Source organism: Aquabacterium sp. TM01, assembly GCF_057808345.1.
The window spans coordinates 1,552,209-1,577,055 of record NZ_AP046529.1 but is presented as its reverse complement, the minus strand read 5'-3'; the positions used below and the strand labels follow the sequence as shown (position 1 = coordinate 1,577,055).

At 64.8% G+C, this 24,847-nt stretch carries 20 protein-coding genes and 1 pseudogene; 7 read left to right on the top strand and 14 right to left on the bottom strand.

What is annotated here, in order from left to right:
• The first annotated feature begins 96 nt into the window (after nucleotides 1-96).
• Genes AC3WW4_RS07310 through AC3WW4_RS07300 form a run of 3 tightly spaced genes read left to right on the top strand, consistent with a single transcriptional unit; the run spans nucleotide 97 to nucleotide 2,923 of the window.
• Entirely contained in the window at nucleotides 97-1,206 is a 1,110-nt protein-coding gene (locus AC3WW4_RS07310) for a GGDEF domain-containing protein (protein ID WP_488827719.1), read from the top strand.
• 32 nt (nucleotides 1,207-1,238) lie between these two features.
• On the top strand, nucleotides 1,239-2,621 hold the full coding sequence (gene argA, locus AC3WW4_RS07305) for an amino-acid N-acetyltransferase (RefSeq protein ID WP_488827718.1): 1,383 nt from the start codon (nucleotides 1,239-1,241) through the stop codon (nucleotides 2,619-2,621).
• A gap of 29 nt (nucleotides 2,622-2,650) precedes the next feature.
• Nucleotides 2,651-2,923, top strand: coding sequence for an oxidative damage protection protein (locus AC3WW4_RS07300; RefSeq protein WP_488827717.1), 273 nt, complete (start codon nucleotides 2,651-2,653; stop codon nucleotides 2,921-2,923).
• A gap of 83 nt (nucleotides 2,924-3,006) precedes the next feature.
• Here the strand turns inward: AC3WW4_RS07300 and AC3WW4_RS07295 are convergent, their stop codons facing one another.
• The 4 genes from AC3WW4_RS07295 to AC3WW4_RS07280 form a co-directional block, all read right to left on the bottom strand.
• The gene (locus AC3WW4_RS07295) at nucleotides 3,007-3,963 is read right to left on the bottom strand and encodes an alpha-E domain-containing protein (protein WP_488829702.1); all 957 of its coding nucleotides are present in this window, start codon (nucleotides 3,961-3,963) and stop codon (nucleotides 3,007-3,009) included.
• Between the two features lie 128 nt (nucleotides 3,964-4,091).
• Complete coding sequence (locus AC3WW4_RS07290; protein WP_488827716.1) at nucleotides 4,092-5,525, bottom strand: circularly permuted type 2 ATP-grasp protein; 1,434 nt, start codon at nucleotides 5,523-5,525, stop codon at nucleotides 4,092-4,094.
• Between the two features lie 99 nt (nucleotides 5,526-5,624).
• Nucleotides 5,625-6,590: a transglutaminase family protein gene (locus tag AC3WW4_RS07285; RefSeq protein WP_488827715.1), complete on the bottom strand. Its 966-nt coding sequence runs from the start codon at nucleotides 6,588-6,590 to the stop codon at nucleotides 5,625-5,627.
• Nucleotides 6,587-9,199, bottom strand: coding sequence for a circularly permuted type 2 ATP-grasp protein (locus tag AC3WW4_RS07280; protein ID WP_488827714.1), 2,613 nt, complete (start codon nucleotides 9,197-9,199; stop codon nucleotides 6,587-6,589). The genes AC3WW4_RS07285 and AC3WW4_RS07280 overlap by 4 nt, the downstream gene beginning before the upstream one ends.
• Nucleotides 9,200-9,392: 193 nt before the next feature.
• Between AC3WW4_RS07280 and AC3WW4_RS07275 the strand changes: the two genes are divergently transcribed.
• Nucleotides 9,393-10,952, top strand: a complete 1,560-nt coding sequence (locus tag AC3WW4_RS07275) for a methyl-accepting chemotaxis protein (protein WP_488827713.1) — start codon at nucleotides 9,393-9,395, stop codon at nucleotides 10,950-10,952.
• A 24-nt stretch (nucleotides 10,953-10,976) separates the two neighbouring features.
• Here AC3WW4_RS07275 and AC3WW4_RS07270 read toward each other — a convergent pair whose 3' ends face one another.
• The 6 genes from AC3WW4_RS07270 to AC3WW4_RS07245 all read right to left on the bottom strand — a co-directional run bounded on the left by AC3WW4_RS07270 (nucleotide 10,977) and on the right by AC3WW4_RS07245 (nucleotide 19,637).
• Nucleotides 10,977-12,890 (bottom strand): hybrid sensor histidine kinase/response regulator, encoded by a 1,914-nt coding sequence (locus AC3WW4_RS07270; RefSeq protein WP_488827712.1) that lies wholly within the window; start codon nucleotides 12,888-12,890, stop codon nucleotides 10,977-10,979.
• A gap of 77 nt (nucleotides 12,891-12,967) precedes the next feature.
• Complete coding sequence (locus tag AC3WW4_RS07265) at nucleotides 12,968-16,435, bottom strand: transglutaminase family protein (RefSeq protein ID WP_488827711.1); 3,468 nt, start codon at nucleotides 16,433-16,435, stop codon at nucleotides 12,968-12,970.
• A 96-nt stretch (nucleotides 16,436-16,531) separates the two neighbouring features.
• A complete protein-coding gene (locus AC3WW4_RS07260) occupies nucleotides 16,532-17,080 on the bottom strand; it encodes a PEP-CTERM sorting domain-containing protein (RefSeq protein WP_488827710.1) in 549 nt (182 codons plus the stop codon).
• Nucleotides 17,081-17,203: 123 nt separating this feature from the next.
• Complete coding sequence (locus AC3WW4_RS07255; RefSeq protein WP_488827709.1) at nucleotides 17,204-17,938, bottom strand: LrgB family protein; 735 nt, start codon at nucleotides 17,936-17,938, stop codon at nucleotides 17,204-17,206.
• Complete coding sequence (locus AC3WW4_RS07250) at nucleotides 17,931-18,278, bottom strand: CidA/LrgA family protein (protein ID WP_488827708.1); 348 nt, start codon at nucleotides 18,276-18,278, stop codon at nucleotides 17,931-17,933. Before AC3WW4_RS07250 ends, AC3WW4_RS07255 begins: the two co-directional genes overlap by 8 nt.
• Nucleotides 18,279-18,305: 27 nt before the next feature.
• On the bottom strand, nucleotides 18,306-19,637 hold the full coding sequence (locus tag AC3WW4_RS07245) for a ferredoxin reductase family protein (protein ID WP_488827707.1): 1,332 nt from the start codon (nucleotides 19,635-19,637) through the stop codon (nucleotides 18,306-18,308).
• A gap of 264 nt (nucleotides 19,638-19,901) precedes the next feature.
• Between AC3WW4_RS07245 and AC3WW4_RS07240 the strand changes: the two genes are divergently transcribed.
• Together AC3WW4_RS07240 and AC3WW4_RS07235 are read left to right on the top strand one after the other, a co-directional pair.
• A complete protein-coding gene (locus tag AC3WW4_RS07240; RefSeq protein WP_488827706.1) occupies nucleotides 19,902-20,909 on the top strand; it encodes an extracellular solute-binding protein in 1,008 nt (335 codons plus the stop codon).
• Nucleotides 20,906-22,672 carry a diguanylate cyclase domain-containing protein gene (locus AC3WW4_RS07235; protein ID WP_488827705.1) on the top strand — a complete coding sequence of 589 codons (1,767 nt, stop codon included), beginning with the start codon at nucleotides 20,906-20,908 and terminating at the stop codon, nucleotides 22,670-22,672. Before AC3WW4_RS07240 ends, AC3WW4_RS07235 begins: the two co-directional genes overlap by 4 nt.
• Here the strand turns inward: AC3WW4_RS07235 and AC3WW4_RS07230 are convergent.
• From AC3WW4_RS07230 to AC3WW4_RS07215, 4 genes and pseudogenes are all read right to left on the bottom strand, one after another.
• Nucleotides 22,656-22,988: a YegP family protein gene (locus tag AC3WW4_RS07230; protein WP_488827704.1), complete on the bottom strand. Its 333-nt coding sequence runs from the start codon at nucleotides 22,986-22,988 to the stop codon at nucleotides 22,656-22,658. The genes AC3WW4_RS07235 and AC3WW4_RS07230 overlap by 17 nt on opposite strands.
• Before the next feature lie 47 nt (nucleotides 22,989-23,035).
• A complete protein-coding gene (locus tag AC3WW4_RS07225) occupies nucleotides 23,036-23,431 on the bottom strand; it encodes a hypothetical protein (RefSeq protein ID WP_488827702.1) in 396 nt (131 codons plus the stop codon).
• Between the two features lie 21 nt (nucleotides 23,432-23,452).
• On the bottom strand, nucleotides 23,453-23,821 hold the full coding sequence (locus AC3WW4_RS07220) for a DUF805 domain-containing protein (RefSeq protein WP_488829701.1): 369 nt from the start codon (nucleotides 23,819-23,821) through the stop codon (nucleotides 23,453-23,455).
• Nucleotides 23,822-23,920: 99 nt separating this feature from the next.
• Nucleotides 23,921-23,983: pseudogene (locus tag AC3WW4_RS07215) on the bottom strand (zinc-ribbon domain-containing protein); the annotation flags it as partial.
• Nucleotides 23,984-24,165: 182 nt separating this feature from the next.
• Here AC3WW4_RS07215 and AC3WW4_RS07210 point away from each other — a divergent pair.
• A complete protein-coding gene (locus AC3WW4_RS07210; protein ID WP_488827701.1) occupies nucleotides 24,166-24,840 on the top strand; it encodes a DsbA family oxidoreductase in 675 nt (224 codons plus the stop codon).
• Nucleotides 24,841-24,847: the final 7 nt, after the last annotated feature.

Genomic DNA, 24,847 nt, shown 5'->3' with positions numbered 1-24,847 from the left:
AACGTGTTGAATACACACATCAGTTTGGGGAATTCGGTCGCCACGGCCCACTGTTTGTAAGATGCGCCACATGCTTGTTCTACGCGCTGGAGTCCCATGACCTTGCCTCCCTCGCTTTTGCGTTTGGTGCTGGGCCCGAATCCTGACCTCCGTGACGTCATGGGTCTGACGCTGATGATCAGCGCAATCTACCTGTTCAACACCGGCCTGATTCTGGTCGCGCTGTCTCTGGGCTATGCCTCACCGATGATGACGCCCTACATGGTCGCCTGCATGTTGTTGGGTGCCGTGGTGTTTTACGGCCTGCTGCGCTCAGGACGGAGCCAACGCTTCCCCGACCCCAAAATGGTCATGGCCCAAGGCATCTACTGCGCGTTTGCCGTGTCCATCGGCTACATGACCGTACACCCGAATTTTCGAGGCGTGGTGCTCACGTTCCTGCCCGCCATCCTGCTGCCCTGCCAGTTCAGTTTGCCGCCCAGGCGCATCCTTCAACTGACGGTCATCATGATCTTGATGCTGGCCGCCATGACGGTTCTCAACTGGTTCGTGAACCCCGGCGATACGGAATGGTTGGGGGATGCACTGCGGTTCACCTACGTGACCGCCATCCTGATGGCAGCGTGCTGGGTGGCACAGCGGGTCAGCCGCACTCACCGCGAAATGCACGTCAAAAGCGAGGCCCTCAGCACCGCCTTGTTCAAGGTCGAGCACATGGCCTCCCACGACCAGCTCACCGGCCTGATCAACCGCCACCGCATGCACGAGATTCTCGACAAGGAATGGCAACGCCAGCAACGCCAGCAACATCCCACCACCTTGATCATGATGGACCTGGATCACTTCAAGCGGGTCAACGACGCCTTCGGGCATCAGGTCGGCGACGAGGTGCTGAAGCAGTTTGCCGTGCTGGCCGACACCTACCTGCGCGATGCCGATGTGGTCTCGCGCTGGGGTGGTGAGGAATTTCTCGTCCTGTGTCCGGAAACCACCTCCGAACAAGCCCTGGTGGCTCTGCAACGCTTGCGCGATCAGTTGCGCATTCAGCCGTTTCTGAGCAATCATCCCGCCGTGCAGATCACCTTCTCTGCCGGCGTGGCCACCCTGCGCCCGGGTGAAAGCGTGGACAGCACCATCGAGCGTTCGGACCAGGCCCTGTACGAGGCCAAGCGTGGGGGACGAGACTGCTTCATGCAAAGCCCATAATAGGGAGAGTTGACGCTTCTCACGCATCCCTCATGGACCTGGTCTTTCCCCACACCTTCGTGCCCTGGTTTCGCTCGGTGGCGCCCCACATCCACGCCCACCGTGGCAAGACCTTCGTTGTGGGCCTGTCAGGAGAGCTGATCGCCGCTGGCAAGCTGGAAAACTTTGTCCAGGATCTGGCGCTGATGCACGCTATGGGGATCAAGATCGTGCTGGCGCATGGCTTTCGCCCCCAACTGGAAGAGCAGTTGCGCGCCAAAGGACAAACTTCGCAGTTCAGCCACGGCATGCGCATCACCGACCCGATTGCGCTGGATTGTGCCCAGGAGGCCGCCGGGCAGTTGCGTTACGAGATTGAAGCCGCCTTCTCGCTGGGCTTGCCCAACACCCCCATGGCGGGCGCGGCCATCAGCCTGATGTCAGGCAACTTCATCACGGCCCGCCCGGTGGGCATCGTGGACGGGGTGGACTTCATGCACACCGGCCTGGTCCGCAAGATCGACGCCGTGGCCGTGCGCCGTGCCATCGACACCGGTGCCCTGGTCATGCTGTCCCCCTTTGGCTTCTCGCACACCGGTGAGGCCTTCAACCTGAGCATGGAAGACGTGGCCACCAGCGCGGCCATCGCCCTGCAGGCCGACAAGCTCATCTTCGTGACCGAGGTCCGTGGCATCTTGCAGAGCATCGTGGCCGACCCGGCACGCGCGGCCGAGCTGGAAGCCCGTCAGCACGACCCCGAAGAGGAAGTGGACCAGGAACTCGCGTTGGCCGATGCCAAGCGCCTGCTGGCCGCCCTGCCCAACCCGACCCAGCCCACCGACACGGCGTTCTACCTGCAGCACGGGGTGAAGGCGACCGAAGGCGGCGTGGAGCGGGTGCACATCATCCCCTACCGGGTGGACGGCGCCCTGCTGATGGAGGTGTTCACCCACGATGGGGTGGGCACCATGATCGTGGACGAGAAGCTCGAAAGCCTGCGCGAGGCCACCCCCGATGACGTGGGCGGCATCTTGCAACTGATCGAGCCGTTCGAGCAGGACGGCACCCTGGTCAAACGCAGCCGTACCGAGATCGAGCGCGACGTGGCCCAGTACACCGTCATCGAGCACGACGGCGTGATTTTCGGCTGCGCGGCGCTCTACCCCTTCCCCGAAGCCAGCACGGCCGAGATGGCGGCGCTGACCATTTCGCCCAGTGTGCAGGGCCAGGGCGACGGCGAACGCATCCTCAAACGCATCGAGCAGCGGGCGCGGGCAATGGGCCTGTCGACACTGTTTGTATTGACAACGCGTACCATGCACTGGTTCATCAAGCGCGGCTTCGCCCAGGTTGACCCGAACTGGTTGCCCGAGGCACGCAAGCGCAGCTACAAGTGGGACCGGCGCTCCAAAGTGCTGGTCAAGCACCTCAAGTGATTTTTTCTCAGAACTGACAAGACAACACCATGGCACGCACCATCCAATGCAAGCACCTCCACAAGGAAGCCGAAGGCCTGGATTTCGCCCCGTATCCGGGCGAGTTGGGCAAGCGCATCTACCACGAGATCAGCAAGGAAGCCTGGCAACTGTGGCTCAAGCACCAGACCATGCTGGTCAATGAAAACCGCCTGAACCTGGCCGACGCCCGCGCACGCCAATACCTGGCACGCCAGATGGAGCAGTTCTTCTTTGGCGAAGGTGCCGAGCAGGTGCAAGGCTACGTGCCGCCTTCGGCCTGAGGTTCGCCAACATCGGGGCCCGCACCGGCCCTGGCAAAAAGCCGACCTGCGGGTCGGCTTTTTCATGTCAGGTCATGAAATCTTCAGGCGGGCATCAAGAAATCACGGCTCACGCCATAGCCCAGGTCGCTCACCCGGTCGAGAAACTGGGTCAGGTAGGCGTGCAGCCCGGTGGCCAGGATCTCGTCGATGCGGCTGAACTGCAGGTCGGCACGCAGGCGCCCGGCACGACGGATGGTTTCATGACTCTGGTCATTGGCCACCGCACGCAGGTTGCTCACCACCTCGTCCATGCAGTAGACGAGTGAACGCGGCATCTCGGCGCGCAGGATCAGCAACTCGGCCACCTTCTCCGGGCGGATGACATTGCGATAGACCTTGCGATACACCTCGAACGCCGAGACGCTGCGCAGCACGGCCGACCAGTGATAGAAGTCGACCTCCTTGCCCTCGTTGCCCGCGCCTGAGCCAAAGAACTCGGTGTTGCGGGCGTGGAACTTCACGTCCAGCAGGCGGGCCGTGTTGTCAGCGCGTTCCAGGAAGGTGCCGATACGCTGGAAGTGGAAGGACTCGTCCTGCAGCATGGTACCCAGCGTCACGCCACGCGAGAGGTGCGAGCGGAACTTCACCCACTCGAACAACTCGCCCGGGTCTTTCGCCAGCGCCCCTTCCTTGACCAGGCGGTTGTACTCCAGCCAGGTCTGGTTCATGGTCTCCCATACCTCGGTGGTCAAGGCGCCTCGCACGGCGCGCGCGTTCTCGCGGGCAGCACGCAGGCAGTTCAGGATGCTGGACGGGTTGTTGGCGTCGGTGACCATGAAGGTCATCACGTCACGGGCGTTGACGGTGTCGAAACGCTTCAGGTAGTCGGGCATCAACTCGCTGATGCTCAGCAGGCCTTTCCAGCCTTGCAAGGCGGCTTCGCTCGACTGCGGCAACAGGGCGGTCTGGTAATTGACGTCGAGCAAGCGGGCGGTATTTTCCGCTCGCTCCATGTAACGAGCCATCCAGAACAGGTGGTCGGCGGTGCGCGACAGCATGGGCTTGGTCTCCAGATGTGAGGCGTTGCTGGCACGCAAGGCCCCCGTGGCAGTCTCGATCAGATGGGCAGGCAGATGGTCTTCAATGCGTTCGTTGAGCATGATGCGTCCCTTCTTGTGTCGGTGTCTTACTCTTCCAGCACCCAGGTGTCCTTGGTGCCGCCGCCTTGCGAGCTGTTGACCACCAGCGAGCCTTCTTTCAAGGCCACACGGGTCAGGCCACCGGGCACCATCTGCACGTCTTTGCCTGACAGCACAAAGGGCCTCAGGTCGATGTGGCGCGGCGCAATGCCGGACTCGACGTAGGTGGGACAGGTGGACAGCGACAGCGTGGGCTGGGCGATGTAGTTGCTGGGGTTGGCCAGCAGCACCTTGCGGAAGTCCTCGATCTCGGCCTTCGTGGCGGCCGGGCCAACGAGCATCCCGTAGCCGCCCGCGCCATGCACCTCCTTGACGACCAGGTCGGCCAAGTTGTCGAGCGTGTACTTCAGGGCGTCCGGCTCGCGGCAGATGTGCGTGGGTACGTTCTGCAGGATCGGCTTTTCACCCAGGTAGAACTCGATCATCTTGGGCACGTAGGGGTAGATGGACTTGTCATCGGCGATGCCCGTGCCGAAGGCGTTGGCCAGCGTGACGTTGCCGGCACGGTAGGCGCGCAGCAGGCCGGCCACGCCCAAGGTCGAATCCTTGCGGAAGACCTCGGGGTCCATGAAGTCGTCGTCCACCCGGCGGTAGATCACGTCCACGCGCTGCGGGCCGCGGGTGGTGCGCATGTAGACGAAGTCGTCCTTAACGAACAGGTCCTTGCCTTCCACCAGCTCGATGCCCATCTGCTGTGCCAGGAAGGCGTGCTCGAAGTAGGCCGAGTTGTGCATGCCGGGGGTCAGCACCACCGCGGTAGGCTCGTTGACCGAGGCGGGGGCCATGGCCCGCAGGGTGTCGAGCAACAGGTCGGGGTAGTGCGCCACCGGGGCCACGCGGTGCTCGGCGAACAGCTCGGGGAAGAGCCGCATCGTCATCTTGCGGTTTTCGAGCATGTAGCTCACGCCGCTGGGCACGCGCAGGTTGTCTTCCAACACGTAGTAGGTGCCCGAGCCATCCGGGTTGCAGGCCCGCACGATGTCGATGCCCGAGATGATGGAGTAGATACCGCCCGGCACGCTCAAGCCCATCATTTCCTTACGGAACTGGGCGTTGTTCAGCACAGGCTCGGAAGGGATGACGCCCGCCTTGAGGATTTCCTGGTCGTGATAGATGTCGTCCAGGAAACGGTTCAAAGCGGTGACCCGCTGCTTGAGGCCTTTTTCCATCTCGCGCCATTCGGACGCCGGGATGATGCGCGGGATCAGGTCGAAGGGAATGAGGCGTTCGGTGCCCGAACCATCCTCGTCCTTGTCGCCGTACACCGCGAAGGTGATGCCCACGCGGCGGAAGATCATCTCGGCCTCGGCCCGACGGGAGCGCATCTGCTCGCCCGCCTGGCGCGCCAACCAGCGCTCGTAGACCTTGTAGTGATCGCGCACCGCCGTCTCGGCACTGTGCATTTCGTCAAAGAATCGCATCGCTTGGTCTCTCATCTGGCTTTCACGCCAACCTCTGTCCAGGGGTTAATGCATGGACTGTGCCAACACCTTGTGATGCGCAGGGTCATGGGCACGGTTTCAGGGCGCGCCCCATCTTGGGGCCGGCACCGAATGCCCCGCTCCTTCAGCCAGCAGGCGGGTGGTGACGCGCACCAAAAGGGTGTGTTCGCCCCCCCCGCGGATGACACCGCGCAAGGGCGTGACGTCGCCAAAGTCGCGTCCGTGGGCCACGCGTACGTGGTGCAGGCCCGGCACGCAGGCATTGGTGGGGTCCAGATCCAGCCACTCGTCGGCCTGACTCAAACCCAGTCCGGGCACCCAGACGCTGAGCCACGCATGGGAGGCGTCAGCCCCCACCAAGGGCGCCTGCCCGGGAGGCGGCACAGTCAAGAGGTAGCCGCTGACATAGCGGCCCGCCAAGCCGCAGGCGCGCAGGCAGGCCAGCATGAGATGCGCGAAGTCCTGACACACGCCACGCCGTTGCGCGAACACGGTCAGCACCGGGGTGGAGATGTCGGTGGACGCCGGGGCGTAGGTGAAATCGCGGTGGATGCGCTGCATCAGGTCAATGGCCGCCTCGGCCAAAGGGCGCTCGTCCTGCAGAGACGCGGCCGCGTAGGCGCGCAACTCGGGCAGCATGGGCACATAGGGCGAAGCGTGCAGGTACTCGCTGGCGGGCTCGAAGGGCGCGTGGGAGCGGTAGCGCAATCGTTCGCGAACCTCGGCGCAGGTCGGGCCCTGGGTGGGCTGCAGGCCGGCATAGCGTTCACGCACCAGCACTTCGCTCACCGCCGTGACGCGCAGTTCGCCATGCGCCGCGTGCAGCGCGAAGTGCGCACGGCTGTTGCCGTGGCTGTCCGTGCGGGTGTGGTGCTGAGCGGGATGCGGGTGCACGGCCATGTCGAACTGCCGCAGCGCCTGTCCGGGATCAGACAAAGGCCGCAGACAGGCGACGTGCAGCGCCTGCTCCACCGGCACGCTGTAGGTGTAGAGGGTTTCGTGCGCCACCCTCAAGCAGGCCCAGTCGGGAAGGGAGGCCGTCATGCACTCACCATGGAGTCGGTGGGTTCGGCGTGGGCGAAGTACAGGCGCCCAATCTCGTCGGACAAGCGCCAGCTCGCCTCCAGCAAGCGATCGAGCAAGCCCAGCACGGCTGCGTGGCCACTCACCGGGTCGCACAAGGCGGCCAGGGTGGCGCCCACGCCCTCGTGGGGCAAGAGCGCCAGCAGGTCGGCCGGTGACCCGGCGCGCACGGGCAGCTTGCCCACTTCGGTGCGCAGGCGGCGCACGACGCAGGCCAGCGAACGCTGGTTGGCATCGTCCATGACCAGCAGCGCCACCAAGGCGGGCACCTCCAGGCGACGTTGAAAGCGGGCGCGGAAGGTGATGGTGCTGTCGAACAGCTCCAGAGCCTGGTCAAAGCCCTGTGGGTGCTGCAGGGCATGGTGTGTCCAGAACGCCTTGAGGATGTGAGCGTGACCATTCAAGCGCTCGATCAACCGGCCCACCGTGAGCAGACGCCACCCAGAGTCGCGGGTCATGCTGTCCGACTGTGCGCCGGTGACGGCCCCCAGCTGCACGCTCAGGTGTGCCAAGGCGTCCTGCACGGTGCTGACCCGTGCGGCCAAAGCGGCCGAATCCAGGGGGCCGCTTTGGCGCAAGGCCTGCTGAAAATCGGTGGCCATGGCCCGCAGCAAGCGGACGTGCGCCGGCGACAGGCGCTCACGCAAGGCCTGCGCGGTGCGCGTGAGCTCGGACAGGTTGAACGCCAGGCTGTAGGCGCCCTGCCCGGCCTGGGCGTCACCCAAGGCGTCCAGGGCCACGCGCTCGAACACACGGTCGGACTTGTCGAGCGAGGGAGTGTCGGCGGGCACCATGCCGAACTGCACGCCCAATGCCGACAAGGTCTTGAGCAGCCGCTGATCAGGTTCGTCGTCTTCCGCCCACAGGCTGATGAGGCGTTCGGCCAGTCGCAGTTGCTGCTCGCAGCGCTCGGTGTAGCGCCCCATCCAGAAGAGGTTCTCGCCGGTGCGGCTGGCCACGGGTCGCTGCCGTTGTTCCAGCTCTTCGAGCTTGACGGACTTGGGCAGCATCGAAAACGCGTCCACCGGCTCGTTGCTGATCACCCAGGTGTCCAGCGAGCTACCCCCCTGCTGCAACGACACCGGGCCGTCATCGCGGGTGGCAATGCGGGTCATGCCACCGGGCAGTACGCGCCAACCACCGCGCCCGTCGGACAAGGCGTAGACCCGCACCGAGGCACTGCGCAGGCTCAGCCCCCCTTCCGACCAGACAGGAGTCTGCCCATAGGGCATGAAGGTTTGCACGGTGTGCGCGGCGGGGTCTTCGGCCACCGTCTCTTCCCAGGCGCGAACCTCTTGTGGCGTGAGGGTGAAGCCCAGCACGGTTTCCTGCTGGCCTTTGCGGCGCGCCGAGACCCCGCCCGGCGTGTTCAACGTGGGGTACGTCGGCCGGATGACCTGGCGGGCCAGTTGCGGGCGCACCGCCTCCCACGCCGAGGCCTCGCCACACCACCAGCTCGGCAGGGACGGCAAGATCAGATCCTCTCCCAGCAGGTGCGAGGACAAGGCCGGCAGGAAGCCGTGCACTGCGGGCGACTCCAGGAAGCCCGTGCCCAGCGCGTTGGCCAGCACCACATTGCCGGCCCGCACCACCTGGGTCAGCCCCGGGATGCCCAGGGTCGAATCGGTGCGCAACTCCAGGGGATCGCAAAAGTCGTCATCCAGCCGACGCAACAGGCCGTGGATGGGCGTCAAACCCTGCACGGTCTTGAGGAACAGGCGGTCATCGCGCACGATGAGGTCGCACCCCTCTACCAGGGGCAGGCCCAGGTAACGCGCCAGGTAAGCGTGCTCGAAATAGGTCTCGTTGAAAGGCCCGGGGGTCAGCAAGGCCAGGCTGGGCGTTTCGCCCTGGGCACAGGGCAGCGCCAGGGTGCTGATTGTGTCCAGCAACTGGCGGTAGGTGCTGGCCAGGTGCTGCACGTTCAGCGCCCGGTACGCCTCGGGAAAGAGGCGAGACACGATGAGACGGTTCTGCATGACGTAGCCCAGCCCCGACGGCGCCTGGGTGCGCTGCCCCACCACCCACCAGGCGCCATCCGGGCCGCGCGCCAGATCGAACGCGACCACGTGCAGGTAGACGCCCCCCAGAGGCTGGGTACCCTGCAGGCCACGCAGATACCCAGGATGGCCCAGCACCAAGGCGGAGGGCAACATGGCCTCGCGCAACAGAGTCTGCTCGCCATACGTGTCCACCAGGATGCGGTTGAGCAGGTCGGCACGCTGGGCAATGCCGCGCTCCAACCACGGCCACTCGTCGGGCGAGATCAGGTGGGGCAAAGGCTCCAGCGACCACGGCCGGCTGCTGCCACCTGCGGCGTTGTAGACGTTGTAGGTGATGCCGTCTTCACGAATCTGGCGCGCCAGCACCTCCTGGCAACGGCTGAGCTCGTCCAGCGGCGTGCCCAGCTGTTCGGCCAGCGCCCGCCAGACCGGCCGGAGCTGGCCATCGGGCAAGCGCAGCTCGTCGTGGTGCCCGGGTTCGACAGGGCGAGCGCGGCGCAGCCACTCGTCCACCCAGCCAGAGGCCGCGGACGCCGACGGATCGCGCGCAGGGGAAGTGAATGACATGGTGAGGTGTGACCCAGAAGCAGCATCGGTGTGTCCCCGATTCTCAGCCATGCAAGCAATTTATCGGCCAAGTGTAGGGCTTATTGCATGAAATGCCCGCCTTCTTCAGAGGGCGGACCAGATCAGCGTTAACCCTAGATCAGACTGTGGACCCGTCCGCTTTGATCTACCTCAACAGAATCACTGTTGCACCATGACATTCATCTCTCAACTCAAGATCGGTCAGCGCCTCGCGCTGGGTTTCGGCTTTCTGGTTGCCATGTTCATTGGCGTCCAGCTGTTCGGGGCGTCGCAAGCTGGCAAGCTCAACGACAACACCCTGGCGTTCAGCGACAACGTCGTGCCCTCGCTGACCATCATTTACAAGGTCAAGGAACAGCTGGACCTGAGTCGTCGCCTGGAACTTCGGGCCCTGTCCTCCACCTCTGAATCGGAACGCAGCAGCTCGCTCAAGGAGGCCCTGGCCGCTCAGGCCCTGGCCAAGAAATCGATGGACGAGTACGACAAGATGGTGGTGGACGCCGAGGATGGCAAGCACCTCAGCGACGTCAAATCCCAGGCAGATGCCTACGGTGTTCTGAGTGGCAAAGCCGCAGAACTGGCTTCACAGGTGGAAGCCGACCCCAGCCGCCTGGAGGCTTACCACCGCTTGGTCGCAAAGGATGGGCGTGCCAGCTTCGACGAGCTCAACAAGGCCGTGGCGCAATGGTGGGGCTACAACGAGACCCTGACGGCCCGTCTCTCCGAGTCCAGCAAACAGACCAACACCCAGGTGATCGTGATGATCAGCGTGGCCACCGTGATGGTCCTGGTGAGCTCCCTGCTGATCGCTCTCTTCACCACCCGCGCCATCACCGGCCCGATCCGCGAGGCCGTGCACGTGGCCGAGGCCGTGGCCTCGGGCGACCTGCGCTCGCGCATTGACGTCAAGAGCCGCGATGAGACCGGCCAGCTGATGTCCGCCCTCAAGGTCATGAACGAGCAGCTTTCGCACCTGGTCAGCCAGGTGCGTTTGAGCAGCGACAGCATCGCCACCGGTTCGGCACAAATTGCCACGGGCAATGCCGACCTGTCGCAGCGCACCGAAGAGCAAGCCTCCAACCTGCAACAAACCGCCGCCTCGATGGAGCAGATCAGCTCGACCGTGATGCAGAACGCCGACATCGCACGTCAGGCTGTGCAGATTGCCTCGGGTGCCTCTGCCGCCGCCAGCCAAGGTGGTGAAGTGGTGCAAAAGGTGGTCGTCACCATGGGTGACATCTCACAGTCCAGCCGCAAAATTTCCGACATCATCTCGGTCATTGACGGCATCGCGTTCCAGACCAACATCCTGGCATTGAATGCCGCGGTGGAAGCCGCGCGTGCCGGTGAACAAGGCCGAGGCTTTGCCGTGGTCGCCGGGGAGGTCCGCACGCTGGCCCAGCGCAGCGCCAACGCAGCCAAAGAAATCAAGACCCTGATCAACGAGAGCGTGGAAAAAGTGGAGGGCGGTGCCTCCCTGGTCGATGAAGCTGGCCAGCAGATGAACGGCATCGTCACGCAGGTTCAGCGTGTGACCGACCTGATCGCCGAGATCGCCGCGGCCACGCACGAGCAATCGTCAGGCATTGGTCAGGTCAGCGATGCGGTGTCACAACTGGATCAAGTCACCCAGCAGAACGCGGCCCTGGTGGAGGAATCCGCTGCCGCGTCTGAAAGCCTCAAGCACCAGGCTCAAGCCCTGAGCGACGTGGTCGCGGTGTTCAAGGTCTGATCGATCTGTCGGGCGGGCAGCACGTCAGGTGCCCGCCCCACCCAGCTGCTCATCCAGACAACGCAACAAGGCCACCACGTCCAGCGGCTTGGTCAGATAGGCGGCAAAGCCCCGGGCACGGGCCGCGTGCACACGGTCGGGCATGGCATCGGCAGACAAGGCCACACGGGGAATGCCGCGTGTGCGCGGGTTGGCCTGCAATGCAGCATCGAGCTCGAACCCGGTCATGTCGCCCAGGTGCATGTCCAGCAACAGCAGGTCGGGCGGCTCGGCATTGATCAGCGTCAATGCCTCCTGGCCGTTGTGAGCAACCTTCAAGGTCCAGCCCGGCCGCAAGGCCAGGATCTGGCTCACCAGCTGCACATTGACCTCATTGTCTTCGGCATAGACGATGGTTGCCTCGCGTGAAGACTGGTGCCAGTCGTCCAGCGCGGCAAAGCTGGAAGGCGCCGCCGTGTCTGCCGCCGGCAGGCTGATGGTGAACACGCTGCCCACACCGCGCTGGCTCTCAACCGACAGTTGCCCGTTCATCAGCGCCACCAGGCGCTGGACGATGACAAGGCCAATGCCGGTGCCCTCGATGCCGGTTTGCTCGGCCCCCAGGCGGTTGAACGGCTCGAACAGGTGCGCCAGTTGCTCAGGGCTCATTCCGCGGCCCGAGTCCGACACCGAACAGCGCACCGTGCCCCCTTCATGCCAGACATGAACGCGCACGAAACCGCCGGCATGGTTGTACTTGATGGCATTGCTCAGCAGGTTGACCAGCACCTGCCGCAAGCGCACCCGATCAGCGTGAACTGCCTCATCCAGAGACAGTGAAGGCAGGACCAGTTCAACCTGCGCCTGATCGGCCGCTTCACTGACCATGCTCACCGCGTCATGCAGCACGGACTCCAGCTGCAAAGGCTCTTGCGACATCGGCAAGTCCCCCGCCTCGATGCGAGACAGGTCCAGCACATCGCTGATCACCGCCAGCAGATGCCCACCGGCCCGCTCGATCAGGCGTACCTTGCGCAGTTGGTCGTCCTGCAAAGGCAGTTGCGTGTCCATGCGCAGCAACTGGGCGAACCCAAGAACGGCATTCAGGGGTGTGCGCAGTTCATGGCTCATGCGCGACAGGAACTCGGACTTGGCCTGACTGGCACGCTGCGCGGTCTCGGCGACCACGCAGGCCTCCTGATACAGCTTGTGCTCGGTGATGTCGGCAATGTAGCCACAGCGCACCTCCTGCCCCTCGGCATCCAGGCCCGAGATCGAATCGGCCGCACACCAACGCCACTCATCGCGCGCGTTGCGCACGCGGAACTCGCTGTGCAGCCGCACCGAGCCGGCCATGGCCTCGTCGCGCTGCTGAAAGAACAGAGCGAGGTCTTCCGGCATCACCCGGTCGTACAGCACCCACGGCGAGACCATGGCCTGCTCAGGGGTGGCGCCAAACATCTCGCGCACACCCTCGCTGACAAAATCGAGATGCCCGCCCACATCGGCGCCGGGCCGGAACACATAGATCATGCCCGGCAGGTGGTGGGACAAGGCCGTGAGCAAGGCATTGCGCTCGTTGAGCCACGCGGCATGCTGCTTGTGGTCGGTGATGTCGTTGAACACACAGAACCAGCGCAGTCGGCCATCTTCGAGTTGATGCGCCCGGGCCTGCACCGCGAACCAGCGCAGGCCATGCACCGGCGACTGCACCCGGCAGTCCATCTCGAAGGGGCGCAAGGTCTGTGCACTCTCTTCGATGGCACGGTACAGCACCGGCTGCTCATCCGGGTGCACCAGATCGGACAGACGCTGCCCGAGCAAGGCCACCCGCGGATACCCCAGCGACGCACAGGCCAACTGATTGGCATCGTCGATGCCCCCCGCGTGATCCATGATCACCTGAGCGGCCGGCGAGAGGTCAAATGCAGTCTGGTATGGCGAGGCAGGCGCAGTCACGAAGGAAGCCAGAACAAAGGTTCAAAGGACCTTTGATTAAACCTCAGAATGGCGTCCAGCCGGCGTAACAAGCGGTGTCAGCGGCGCATGCGTGCGCGCCGCAGGTCCAGCGTCAATGGATGTTCGATGCCTGGCGGCAGAGGCTTGAGCGGCATGTGACCGGGGGTATGCCCCATGCGGAAGAAGCGCGACAGGCGCCGGCTTTCCGCCTCGTAGGCATTGACCGGGAAGCTGTCGTAGCTGAGCCCGCCGGGATGGGCCACATGGTACTGACAGCCCCCCACCGAACGCTTGAGCCAGGTGTCCACCACGTCGATCGTCAGCGGCGCATCGGACTCGATGGTGGGGTGCAGGCACGAGGGCGGCTGCCAGGCACGGTAGCGGACCCCGGCCACGTACTCGCCCCCCCGACCCGTGGGGTGCAGCGGCACGATCTCGCCATTGACCGTGAGCACATGGCGGTTGGCGTTCAAGCCGGTGGCCTTCACCTCGATGCGCTCCAGGGACGAGTCGACATAGCGCACCGTGCCGCCGGCCGAGCCCTCTTCGCCCATCACATGCCAGGGCTCCAGGGCCGCGCGCAGACTGACCTGCACGCCGGCCGCCGAGACATCCCCAATGTGCGGGAAGCGGAAGGAGAAATGCGGCGCAAACCACTCGGGTGCGAACGCAAAGCCCGCCTGGTTCAACTCGGTGAGCACATCGGCAAAGTCCTGCTCAACGAAGCTGGGCAGCAGGAAGCGGTCGTGCAGCGCCGTACCCCAGCGGGTCAGACGTTGGGCACCGTGGCCGGCGTAAGGCTCACGCCAGAACCAGGCCACCAGGGCGCGCAGCAGCAGCTGCTGCACCAGGCTCATCTGCGCGTGAGGCGGCATCTCGAAGGCCCGCAGCTCCAGCAGCCCCAGGCGCCCCGTGGGGCCGTCGGGCGAGTACAGCTTGTCGATGCAGAACTCGCTGCGGTGCGTGTTGCCGGTGGCATCGATCAGCAGGTTGCGCAGGGTGCGGTCGATGATCCACGGGGGGCACTGGCCATGCAGCGCCATCTGTCGCTCGATTTCGGCCAGCCCCAGCTCCACCTCGTAGACCTGATCGGTGCGGGCCTCGTCCAGGCGCGGCGCCTGGCTGGTGGGGCCGATGAACAGGCCCGAGAACAGGTAGGACAGCGAGGGGTGGTTGTGCCAGAAGGTCAGCAGGCTGGGCAGCAGGTCCGGGCGCCGCAGGAAGGGGCTGTCCGCCGGCGTGGCCCCACCCAGCACAAAGTGGTTGCCCCCACCGGTGCCGGTGTGACGGCCGTCCACCATGAACTTCTCGGTGGACAGGCGGGCTTCATGCGCGGCCTGGTAGAGGAAATCAGTATGGTCGACCAGTTGCGCCCAGCTGGACGCGGGGTGGATGTTGACCTCGATGACGCCGGGGTCGGGGGTCACCTGCAGCAGCTTGAGCCGGGCGTCGCGCGGCGGCGGATAGCCCTCCAGCACGATGGGCATGCCCAGCTCTTCGGCGGTGGCTTCCACCGCGGTGAGCAGGTCCAGGTAATCGTCGAGCACCTGCAAAGGCGGCATGAACACGTACATCACCCCACCGCCGTGCCCCTCGGTTTCCACCTTGGGGCCGCTGGCGCGATCGGGGTTGCGCACCTCCACGCACAGCGCCGTGCGGGTGACCCAACTGGCCGACTCGAACGGTGCCGGCACCGCCTCGGTATGGGCGGGCAGATCACCCCACTCGCCATTGCGCGCCGCCCCTCCCAGCGCTCCGACACGCTGCCCTTGCACCGACACCGCGCCCCCTTCCGCAAAGCCGCCCCCCAGGCTGTGCGGCGCATACTGCGCACGCAACTGAGTGGCATCGGCCAGCGCCGGGCGCTGCGCAAAGGGATCGTGCGCATGCACATAGGGGTAGTCGGCTTCAGACACCCAGGGCAGTGCATCCAGCGGCAGGCGGTAGCCCATGGGCGAGTCACCGGGGATCAGGTACATGCGGTCGTCGCGGAAATGCCAGGGGCCGCTCAGCCACGGCGCCCTGCCCTGCCCGCTGTCATCACGGCGAATGGGCAGCACGAAGCCCACTTCATGGTCCAGCCCCTGGTCGAACACCCGGCGCAGGCGCACCCGCTCCATCTCGTCGTCCAGACGGGCATCGAGCGGGTCCACATTCACTGGCAGGCGGCGCTCGCGCCACAGGTAGTAGAAGGTGTCCTCGTAACCCGGCTGGACGTGATCCCCGCCCACCCCCAGCTTGTCGGCCAGGGTGTGGATGAACAGCCGGGCGTCGTCGGTGCTGTAGCGCACGCCGCTGCGCTCATCGGCAAACAGCAGCGGGTTGTGCCAGCAGAGCTGGCCGTCGGTGCGCCAGAAGATGGACAAGGCCCAACGCGGCAGTTGCTCACCCGGGTACCACTTGCCTTGGCCAAAGTGCAGGAAGCCACCGTCGCCATAGCGGGCTCGCAGCTTGTGCACCAGCTCGGTGGCCAGGCCGCGCTTGGTGGGCCCCAGGGCGTCGGTGTTCCACTCCGCGCCATCGCGGTCGTCCACCGACACGAAGGTGGGCTCCCCGCCCATGGTCAGGCGCACGTCGCCAGCGCTCAACTGCGCATCCACGGCCTGCCCCAAGCGGTCGATGGCCTGCCATTGGGCGTCGGTGTAGGGCTTGGTCACCCGGGGTGACTCAAAGATGCGGGAGATGGCCATGCGGTGGTCGAACTCGCATTCGCACTCATCCACGCCGCCCGACACCGGCGCAGCGCCCGTGGGCTCGGGCGTGCAGGCCACCGGGATGTGGCCCTCGCCGGCCATCAGGCCCGATGTGGGGTCCAGGCCTATCCAGCCCGCGCCGGGCAGGAACACCTCGCACCAGGCGTGCAGGTCGGTGAAGTCGACCTCGGTGCCTGACGGACCATCCAGGGCCGCCACATCGGCCTTGAGCTGGATGAGGTAGCCCGACACGAAGCGCGCCGCCAGCCCGAGGTGACGCAGGGTCTGCACCAGCAGCCACCCGGTGTCGCGGCACGAGCCCGACTTCAGCGTCAAGGTCTGCTCCGGGCTCTGCACGCCCGGCTCCATCCGGATCGTGTAGGCGATGTCGCTCTGCAGACGCTGGTTCAGCCCCACCAGAAAATCGATGGTGCGCACCTCACGGCGGTCGATCGTGTCCAGAAAAGCCTGGAACGCCGGCGTGGGGGTGGACTTGACCAAGTAGGGCTGCAAGTCATGCCGCGAGGCCTCGTCGTACGCAAAGGGATAGGTCTCCGCGTGCGGCTCCAGAAAGAAGTCGAACGGGTTGTACACCGCCATCTCGGCGACCAGGTCGACCGTGATCTTGAACTCGGTGGTTTTCTCCGGAAACACCAGGCGCGCCAGGTGGTTGGAGAAGGGGTCCTGCTGCCAGTTGATGAAGTGGTTGGCCGGCTCCACCCGCAGTGAGTAGGACAGGATGCGCGTGCGGCAGTGCGGCGCGGGCCGCAAACGGATCACCTGAGGCGACAGGCTCACCGGCCGGTCATAGCGGTAATGCGTGACGTGATTGAGGGCAACGTGGATGGACACACAGTTCTCCGGTGGACGGTGCTGCCGCAAGCGTGCAGCCTGTGTGTGACATCAGCAAGTTACGGGCCAACTTGGTGCATGTCGGCCCCCTCACAGTCACGCCTGACGTCGGCGAGCCAGTGCCCCCACGCCCAAGAGCCCCAGGCTCATCAACGCCCATGTGCCGGGCTCAGGCACGGCGGTGATGGTGATGTTCGACGGCATCACGGACCACTGGCCGCTGAGGGGATCCGACAGCGTTGACTGATACAGGGCCCAAAAGTGAAACGACTGGCCATTGCCCCACACCCCCGACAGATGTCCACCGGAGTAGGTCACATTGGACGCCTGGATCTCGATGGCGGCCTCTTCACTGTTGATCACCAGCCAACTGATCGCATTCGCCCCCGAAATGGTCACTGATGCCTGGTCGTAGACGTTCAGCCATGACACATCGCCACCCGTCATCGTGACTTGAGATTGATCACGTGCGTGAAGCCAAGCAATGTTTGCTCCTGGCACCACGGTGGCGCTGTCGACGCCCGTGAGGACGACGGTAGATCGGTCGCCATCGATGACCACATGACCTGCCTGGGCTGCCAACGGCAGCGCTGCGACCCCTGCCAGCATCAGGGAGGCGAGCGTGTTTGAGACCTTGATGTGCACGGTGAATCCCTTTCGGCGCCATGCGCCACAGCCAGATCCGGAATTGGAACGTGCACCGTTCTGACGCGCCACCCTCTTTTGCGTGACTCGTCAGGAGTCGAGGGGGATTTCACGCCAAATCCATCACCCTCCCCACCACGCCAGCAAGATGGGCAGCAGCAAGGCAGTCAACAGCCCGTTGAGCCCCATGGCCAGCGCCGAAAACGCGCCGCAGGTTTCACCAATCTGCAAGGCACGTGAGGTGCCAATGGCGTGGGCGCAGGTGCCCAGCGCCGTGCCCAGGCCCGCATCGTCCCCCGGCAGCAGGCGCGAGAACAACCACGGCCCCACCACCGCGCCCAGCAAACCGGTCACCAGCACGATGGTGGCGGCCAAGGCCACATTGGCCCCCACTTCGTGCGCCAGCACGGTGGCCAGTGCGGTGGTCACCGATTTGGTGCTCAGGGCCAGCACCAGCTCGCGGCTGCCACCCAAGCAGTGGGCCACCAGCATGGCCGTGACCACACTGACCACCCCGCCCACCGCAATGGCGGCCAGGGTGCTGCGCCAACGCGTGCCAACATGTTGCAACTCCGTGTAGAGCGGAATGGCCAAGGACACGATGGACAAGCCCAGCAACCAGTGCAGGAACTTGGTGGCCTCGAAATAGTGTGCGTATGAGATGCCCAGCCCCTTCAGCGCCACGATGACCATCGCCACCGACAGCACCAGCGGGTGCACAAAAGGCGACTGCCCCGCCTGGCGGTACAACCAAGTGGCCACGGCATAGGCGGCCAGGGTCAGGAACAGCGGAAACAACTGGTGTTGCAGCACCGCCGATGAGGCCTGATGCCACAGTGCCGACCACAAATCAAACATCACGGGCCTGCTTTCCGTCGAGCTTGCGCAGCCAGCGAATGGTCAGGCCCGTGGCGACCATGCCCGCCACGGTGCTCACCAGCAAGGCCGCCGTGAGTGGCCACCAACTGGCTTGCAGCACATCGGCCTGCTCCATGATGCCCACGCTGACGGGCACCAGCAGCAGCGGCACCAGCAACAACATCGTGGACCCCGCCCGGCGCAGTTCGGGCAAGTGCCCCTTCCTGGCCAGCAGCGCCAACAGCACCAACACCATGCCCACCACCGAACCCGGCACGGGCAAGCCCGTGACCGCCACCACCGCCTCACCCATCAACTGCCCGGCCACCAGCAGCGCCATACCCTGGATCATCTTGCCCCGCCCCGCTCAACGCATCTCGAACAATTCCTGGTGGAAGTCATCGGGTGAACGCCCTTGTGCCACCCAATCCTCCCGCAAGGTCTGCCCAAACCCGGCCGGCCCGCAGAACCAGACGCTGGCGTCGGCCCAAGCCGGCACCAGCTCACGGATGCGCTGCGGCGTCAGGCGCCCCTGCTCGGCCGCAATCACCACATGCAGCCTGACGCCGGCCTGCTCGGCACGCTGGCGCAAGCGGCGGATGAACTCGGCATCGGGGGCACTGGTGCTGTAAAACAGGTCAATCGCCTTGCCATCGGGTTTCTCGCACAGGGCCTGCATGCGCGCAATGAAGGGCGTGATGCCGATGCCGCCGGCCACCCAGATCTGGCGGGGGTGACGCCCCCCGAACGAGAAACGCCCATAGGGACCCTCCACCTGCACCGCGTCGCCCACCTTCACGGTGGCTGGCAAGGTATTCGTGTAGTCGCCCAGGGCCTTGATCAGGAAGAACATCTTGCCGTCGCCCTTCCAGGCCGACGAAATCGTGAACGGATGCGGCCCCTCCGCCGGATTCAGGGTAACGAACGCAAACTGTCCGGCCTGATGGCCCGGCCACTGCCCCTGCAAGCTCACGGCCACGCGCAGCACCCGGTTGTCAGTGTGGTACTCCACCTCGTTCACCACAGCCACCGCACGACGGGTCTGGCCCACGCGACGCGTCAGGCTCACCACTGCGGCCACGGTGCCCCCGGCCAGCAACACCGCCATCACCGGGCCGATGCCTTGCGTCCAGTAGCTGAACTTCATCAGCACCACCGAGTGATACACCAGCACCAGATAGACCACCGCCAGCCAGCGGTGCGTCTTGAAGAAGTAGCGATAGGGAAAGCGCTTGATCAAAGCCAGGCCGATCATCACCACGGCCGCATAGAACGCCCATTCGCCCAGGTCTTCGGCCAGACCGCGCTGCCCTTGCAGCCAGCCTTGCAAGCCTTCATACACCGGACGCGCGCCCTTGCGGGCCGGCTTCTCCAGCCAGCCCCAGCCCACCGCCCACTTCACGGCCTCCACCCACAACCAGTGCGCAATGGCCGACACCAATGCGGTGATGCCCAGCCACTTGTGCAAGCGGTACGACTTGTCGAGCCCGCCCAAAAAGGACTCGATGCGACCGCGAGGGCGCAAGGCCAGCAGCATGGCCACGCTCATGGCCCCAACCGCCAGGATGCCCGTGTAATTCAGCATCGAGGTGCGGAAGGTGAAGATGGCAAACGCGTCTGACCAGACCGTGTCCGCCGCCAGCCACAAACCGGACAAAAGAAGAATCAACCCGATCAGGGTGAACTGGATGTGTTTCATGGGCGCAAGGGGTACAAGTCGGCAGACCGTAACGAGTCTACGCCTCTCTGGCACCTCCCTCGGTGGTGCATCCAGCACACACAGGGAATGCCCGATTTTTCCTTTTGCTTACAGAGAGCGGTCTTCCCGCTATATTCACGAAATCGGACATGCGAAAGCGCGCCAGCGCCACGCCCACCCTCACGGAGATTCGTCCAATTGCGCCGTTTGTTGTTGCGCGTCGGGGCCGCCCTCTGCCTCCCCCTTCTGACGTCTCTGCCTACGATGGTGCGGGCTGACACCGGCACGCCCCTGCTGCGCGTGCTGGCCTGGCCCGGATACGCCGAACCGGAGGTGATCAAGGAGTTCGAAGCGCAGACCCACACCCGGGTCGAGCTCACCACCGTCGACACCGACGAGGTGCTCTGGCAAAAAATCACCGCCTCCAGCGGGCCTGGATTTGACGTCTTTGCGGTCAACACCGCCGAGTTGCAGCGCTACGTGGCCAGCAACCGCGTTCAACCCATTGACACCACCCGCATCCCCCACACCGAACGCCAGCAGCCCCGTTTTCGGCAGGTGGGCGCCATCCCCGGCCTGGTGCGTACCACGGCCAAAGGCGCACAGGTATACGCCATCCCGTACACCTACTCTGCCATGGGCCTGATTTACGACAAACGGCAAGTCACGACTGCCCCCGACTCCATCGGCGCACTCTGGGACCCCCAATGGCGGGGCAAGGTGATTGCATACAACGGCGGCACCCACAACTTCTCGCTGGCCGCCTTGGCCATGGGTGGGTCGACGCCCTTCCGCCTCCCCCCGCAAGACACCGAAGCCGCCGTGACCAAGCTCATCGAACTGCGCCGCAACGCGCTGGGCTTCTACACCCAGCCCGACGAGTCGGTCCGGCTGTTCCTGCGTCACAAGGCCGCCCTCATGTTTGCCAACTACGGCATGCAGCAAGTGCACCTGTTGCGCGCTGCCGGGGTCAACGTCGGCTACGTCATCCCCCGTGAAGGCGCCCTCGCCTGGCTGGACTGCTGGGCCATTCCGCGCAACGCCCGCCATGTGAACCTGGCCCATGCCTGGATCGACCACCTCCTGGGCGATACCGCCAGCCGCCTGCTCGTCACGCGCCAAGGCCTGGCCAACACCGTGAGCCCCATCGTCAAGAACGACGACAGCGGCAATCTCATCTGGCTGCAACCCGTCGAAAACACCGCGCGGCGCGAACAACTGTGGGCCCGCATCCATGCGGGCGCCACCCTGAGCAAGGTGATGGCGCCATGAAGCTCGGCATCGTCTGGCGCACGGGCATTGCCATGGCCCTGATCGGGGTGCTGGCCTCTGGGCTCACGGGCTACTACGGCTACACCGAAAGCCGGGCGCTGCTGCAATCGGCCGCCGAGCAACGCCTGTTGACGGCCACCCGCGTGCTGGCACGCCAGCTCAGCGTCGGACTGGACAGCGCCAGCCGCGACGCGCTGATGGTGGCCCAGCACCCCGGGACCGCAGGCCTGCTGCAGACCTGGGCGCAACAGCAGCCAAATGTGCGCGGCAGCACCATGGCCGCGCTGTTTGACACCATTTTGCGCACCCACCCTGAGTACTTTCAGATGCGACTGATCGCGGCCGCCGACCATGGCGCCGAGCGTGTGCGCGTGGACCGCAGTGAAGAGGGCCTGGTCCGCGTTGTTGAAGACGCTTTGCAGGAAAAAGGCCACTACCCCTACGTGGTGGAAACGCTGAGGCTGCCTGCAGGCGCGATTTACGTCTCCCGCGCCAGCATCAACCACGAAATGGGCGCCCACGCGGGCCAGCAACGTCCTTCACTGCAGGTGGCCACCCCCGTGTTCGACGCGCAGCAACAGGTGCTGGGCTTGGTCGTGGTCAACATCGACCTGGACCGCTTGTTCAAGCAACTGGCGGCCGACCTCCCTGACACCTTGCGCCTGTACCTGAGCAACAGCGAGGGTGACTTTCTCATCCACCCCGACCCGCAGCAGGCGTTCGCCTTTGACCGCGGCCAGCGCGCGCTGGTGCAGGATGCCTTCCCCGACACCCGCAAGCTGATCGGTGAACCCGCGGAGCAAGCAGGCGTCCAGCAGTTGGTCACCATCCAGTCGGCCGACACCCCGGAACGTGCCCTGGTTGCCGCCTTTGTGCGCCAGCCCCTGGTCGGACTGCACAACGATGAAGGCTTCGTGATCGGCCTGGGCCAGCCACTGCGCTCCGTGCTGGCCGATGCCGAACAACTGGGCCGCACCAGCCTGCGCATCGTGCTGGCCTTCAGCGCCTTGGCCATCGTGCTGGCCGCCCTGCTGGCGCGCAGGCTGTCCGAGCCCCTGCAACAACTGCTGCGTTCCCTGCGCGAATTCGGCCAGGGGGCGCACGATGCGCCGCTGCCCCTGCCCGTGGCCCGTCAGGACGAGTTCGGCACCCTGGCCCGCGCCATGGAAGAGATGCAGTCCCAAATCAGAGGTCAGTTCGCCGCACTGGAGCTCAAACAACAGGAGCTGGACCGGCTCGCCAGCCATGATGCCCTCACAGGTCTGCCCAACCGCCGCCTGTTCATGGACCGACTCCACCAGGCCCTCGCTCGTGCGCGACGCAACCAGGGTCAGCTGGCCCTGCTCTTCATCGACCTGGACAACTTCAAGGACATCAACGACACACTGGGGCACGCGGCTGGCGATGACGTGCTGACCATGATGAGCACGCGCATGAGCGCCCTGGTGCGCGAGGTCGACACCGTGGCGCGCCTGGGGGGCGACGAGTTCATCATCTTGCTCGATGGCGCCGACGACCTGGCCGAGATCACCCAGATCGCCCAACGCATGGTGGAGGCGCTGAAACAGCCCTTGCCCTATGCCGGTCACCTGCTGAACTGCGGCGGCAGCATCGGCATCAGCTGCTTCCCCAACGATGCCACGGACATGACGGCCTTGATTGCCGCGGCCGATCAGGCCATGTACTTCGCCAAGCAAAGCGGCCGCAACCAGCTGTGCTTTGCCTCGGCACTGACCCGCAACGAGCTCAGGTCAGATCCTTGACCTCGGCCGTGGCCGCTTGCAGCTTCGTGGAGGCAATCACCGCCTCACGCGAGGTTTCCACCTCGTACAGGCGGCTGCTGCCGATGACCTGACCGTTGGCCGCCTTCAGGTTGAAATAAGGCTTGCCATTGGCCGCCACCAGACGCTCGTAACGGGCATCGTTGCCCGCGTTGGTCTTCACCGAGGCAATGCCGTTTTCGGCCGACGCCTTGGTGTGATACAGCTCACTGGTCAGAACTGTTTCACCGTTGTCGCCCTTGAGCGTGAACCGAAACTGCCCATCACTGCTTTTGCTCAACTCGAACGTCGCTGCCATCTCGGATCTCCTGAGGTTGAAACCGTCGCTCGAGACACTCTGCCAGACTAGGGCTGAATCGACAAGGCCACCACCGCGGCCACCAGGCCCGCCACACTGAGCGCCGCCAGCCACAGCGTGCGCACGCGATTGACCTCGATGCGCTGCACCAGTTGGGTGTTCTGTTCGGCCAGTTGCTTCATCAATTCCGACGAAGCCACCATCTGTGTGTGCAACTCCGCCACCACCCCTTCGAGCTCGCGGATGCGGGCCTCCATGGCGACGGGTGAGAGCGCCTCTGCCGAAGCGGGCACCTGGCTGGCGCCTGTCGAGGCCGATGCCCCCGCCGACTTGCCGGCCACCGACTTCCACAGCTTCTTGGCCCCATCGGCCACTTTGGGCGCGTTGTTGATGACCTCGGTCCAGGGAACCTGAGAAAGAACAGTGAGCCAGCCGATGGCCATGAAAGCACCTCCAGAACGCGTTCAGCTCAGCCCCTTGGGGTTGAGCCCATATTGATTGGTGCCTGGCTTGCTGTCTTGCACCATGACATACAGCAGGATCAAGCCACCCACGAGGGGGATGAGACCGATGAGCAGCCACCAGCCACTGCGACTGGTGTCGTGCAAGCGGCGCACCGTCACGGCCACGCTGGGCACCAGCACCCCCAGATAGTACAGGCCGCTCAACAGCCCCATGCCCATGTCCCCACTGAAGCTGCCCGTGATGCTGTCCACAATGGCCAGACCAATCATCACCAACAGATTGAAGAGCACGAAGTACCAGTATTCGGCCCGCTGCGCGCGACCGCTGAACACCGCGTATTTCTTCAGCGCCGTGACGTACCAATCCATGCTTGTGCTCCTGTTGTGGCCAAACTGTTGGCCCACTTGCATATGCTGACCCGGATGGCCAACGGGCGGGCGATCTTGTCGTGCGGGACCTGCTGGCGCGCCGCACGCGGCACAGAACTTGTCTTCAGGGTGGTTTTGAGCGCCACATTGCGTGCAGAACATCAGCGTCCTCGGATGGAATGGTCATGTGAACTGAAACCATAACGCAAGTGCAAGAGGAAGGTGTGTCCGACGGGGCACAGGGCATCCACAAACCGGGTGAACCCTGAGCCCATGACCGCATCAACCGGCTGGATTTCACGGCTTGGGTACGATGATTGACCTCTTTGCCGCGCCCTCACACCATGACTGCCACGCTCAAAATCGATTTTGTGTCCGACATCTCCTGCCCCTGGTGCGCCATCGGGCTGTCATCGCTGCAGCAGGCACTGGCGCGCGTGCAAAACGGTGTCCAGGCGCAACTGCAGTGCCAGCCCTTTGAGCTGAACCCGCACATGGGCCCGGGCGGCCAGGACATTGGCGAGCACCTGAGCGAGAAGTACGGCAGCACCGTGGCGCAACAGGCCCAGATCAGGGAGACCATTCGCCAGCGTGGCGCCGAGGTCGGGTTTGAGTTCAGCCCCGAAGGCCGCGGCCGCATCTACAACACCTTTCAGGCACACCGGCTGCTGCACTGGGCGGGCGTGGCCCACCCCGAGCGGCAAGTCACTTTGAAACTGGCGCTGCTGCAAGCCTGCCACCGCGACCGTCAAGCCATGGATCAGCCCGAGGTGCTGCTGGCCGCTGTGGCCGCGGCCGGGCTGGATGTGGACCGCGCCCAAGCCATCTTGCAAAGCGATGAGTTTGCCGACGCGGTGCGCGAACAGGAGTCGTTTTACACCAGTCACGGCATCCACGCCGTGCCGGCCGTGATCGTGAACGACCGACACCTGATCTCGGGCGGACAGCCTGTGGAGGTCTATGAGCGTGCGCTGCGGGACATTGCAGCCGCCACGCAGAACGCAGCGCCAGCGGCCTGACGCCCAA